Source organism: Patescibacteria group bacterium (assembly GCA_018896645.1).
In the GTDB taxonomy this organism is placed as follows: Bacteria; Patescibacteriota; Patescibacteriia; order UBA2591; family JABMQE01; genus JAHIMF01.
In genome coordinates, this window is the sequence record JAHIMF010000029.1 from 1 (window position 1) to 2,596 (window position 2,596).

Here is a 2,596-nt window from a genome sequence, read left to right on the forward strand (position 1 = left end):
AAAACCATGGAGCCTCTTTTGGCGAAGTACCCCTCTATAAAAGTTCCGAATCCAGTACCCAATGCTTAGGGCGAGTTTTGTTTAACGCAGTTTGTTTTCCCCACTCTTAAAGTAAAACAAAAATGGATAAATATTTTATCTACTTATTTTTAGTTGGCTTTGTAATTTTAGTAGCTTTAGGCTTCGCCATTTTTTTACTGCTTAAGAACTTCAAACGAAAGGAAGCCCAGTGCCAGAGAAAGCTTGAAGAGACTAGACAGGGACAACAGAATCTTTATGACACCTTTTCGGGCTTGACCGCATTTTCGGGCATAAAATCCGCCCTGGATTATATAGCAAAAAATTTACAAAAAGCGGGTTTCCCGAGAGTTTTAATTTTTACGATTGACAAGGATAAAAGAGTTTTAAAGCCAGAAATTGTCCTTGGTTTTAAGGGAGACCTTGATCTCAAAACTTTGGCTATACCGATTAACCATAGCAGAGGAGCAATAGCTCGTTCTTTACTTGAGAACAAATTTTTTGTTGTTGAAAATCAAGCGCACGAAGTATATAAAAATTTGGAAGTAAAGGAAGTTCTTTCCAGCGGCTCTTTTATGATGGCGCCGATCGCCAAAAAAAGTGACGAGCGCTGTTGGGAGATTTTTAATTGTGGCCGTACCGAATGTCCGGCATACGAGAATGCTGATCCGCGCTGTTGGACGTTGCCCAAGACCCAGTGTTTGTCCCATCTAAGAGAGATTTATGATGAAAAGACTTTTTTAGACCCCGACAGTAAACTAAAGGCCTGCCTGAATTGCAAGAGATTTCAATCTTTGGGGGTGATGATTGTGGCTGACAATGATTTTGTTACTTTCAACGAAGATGACAAAAAATTATTCAGAACCTTTGCTTATGAGGCGGGTTCAAAATTAGAAAGAGCTTACCTGCTGGCTGATTTAGAGACCAGAGAGCGAGAAATTACCAAAAGAATGTACGAACTTTCTATCCTGAAAGAGCTGGGAGAGCGGATTGGTTATTCCCTAAACATCCAAAAGATTGCTGATATCATTATTGGCTCTTTAAGGAAGCTAATAGATTATTCGTCTGCTTCTTATATATTGATTGACCCCGACAAAGAAAAACTCATATTTAAGTGCCAGCTGGAAACCGTTGTCAGCCGCCCCTTTATTGATACGGTTAAAGAAAGAATGTTAGCTGGACTTTCAGTTTTAATCAACCGAGAATTAAAAACAGAAAACCTTGATGAAAGCCTTAGCGGCGCTGTTTTAGAAGAGACAATAACTGAACCGGTTCAATCCTTTTTTAATATCCCCCTAACTTTGGGTGAGAAGGTGGTTGGGATGATTAATGTCGCCAGTACTAGGCCCGGTCTTTATAAGGAAGACGAGATGACGATCCTTTATAAAATTACTGCTCAGGCCTCTAACGCGGTTACTCGGCTCCAGGGGGTTTTGGATGTGGAACAAGGAAAAATCAATGCCATGGTTGCCAGTATGGCTGATGGGGTTTTAATGATTGATAAAGAGAACCGGGTCTATGTTATTAACCCTAAGGTTAAGAAAATGCTGGGTTTGGAAAAAGACGAAGTTTCCATATTTGACTTGATTGATATTTTAGCCGGCAAGCTTGATTTCAGGACAAAATTTGAAGAAAGCATAAAACTTGATCGTTTGATTGTGGTAGAGGAGGTTTATGTGCAAGAACGTTTTTTAAAAATTCTTTTTTCGCCGGTTAAAGATCAGGAAGGGGAAGTTTTAGGAACTGTGGTGCTTTTTCATGATATTACGCACGACAAAGAGATCGAAAAGATGCGGGAGGATTTCACAAACATGATTGTGCATGATTTGCGTTCCCCATTAAACGGCATTAGATTGATGGCCGAATTTCTTAAAAAGGGCGAGGTGTTAGATGAAGAAAGCAAGGAGTCAATCAATCTTATTCATAATAGCTCTGCCAGCATGCTTGATCTAGTAAGCAGTTTGCTTGATGTAGCTAAGATAGAATCCGGTAAATTTGTAGTGAATAAACAGCTGGGTGATTTGCGGGAACTGATTGTTGATCGGATTAAATTTTTTCAGCCACAACTCCAAGATAAAAAAATGGAGTTGGGGAATCAGATTGATGGGGCCCTGCCCCAAGTGAAGCTTGATCTAGAAGAAACAAAGCAAGCATTGAGCAATTTATTGGCCAATGCCATCAAGTTTACAGAGGATGGCGGTCGCGTTGCTATCCAGGCCTTGTATTATAAACAGGGCGAAGATATTGAAAAAAGAGCGCTGGATTGCGGCATCAAATGGTTTATTAATCAAAAGACTCCGGAGATTAGGGCTTTGGATAAGGATAGTGTTATTTGCGCGGTTACTGATAATGGTTGCGGCATCCCAAGGAAAGAGATTCCTAAATTATTTAATAAATTTGAACAAATTAAAAATGTTTACAAGCCAAAATCTGTTGGTACGGGTTTGGGGTTGGTGATTGTCAAGGGTATCATAGATGCCCATGGCGGCGTTGTCGGAGTGGAATCCCAGCTTGACAAGGGAAGCACCTTTTTCTTTACATTGCCCGCTGGGTAAATATTTATTATTTATTATTTACT

General features: G+C 39.9%; 1 protein-coding gene. It reads left to right on the forward strand.

Annotated elements, in window-relative coordinates; translation table 11 throughout:
* Positions 1-122 precede the first annotated feature (122 nt).
* Positions 123-2,573: a GAF domain-containing protein gene (locus KKD20_02010; GenBank protein MBU4331877.1), complete on the forward strand. Its 2,451-nt coding sequence runs from the start codon at positions 123-125 to the stop codon at positions 2,571-2,573.
* Positions 2,574-2,596: the final 23 nt, after the last annotated feature.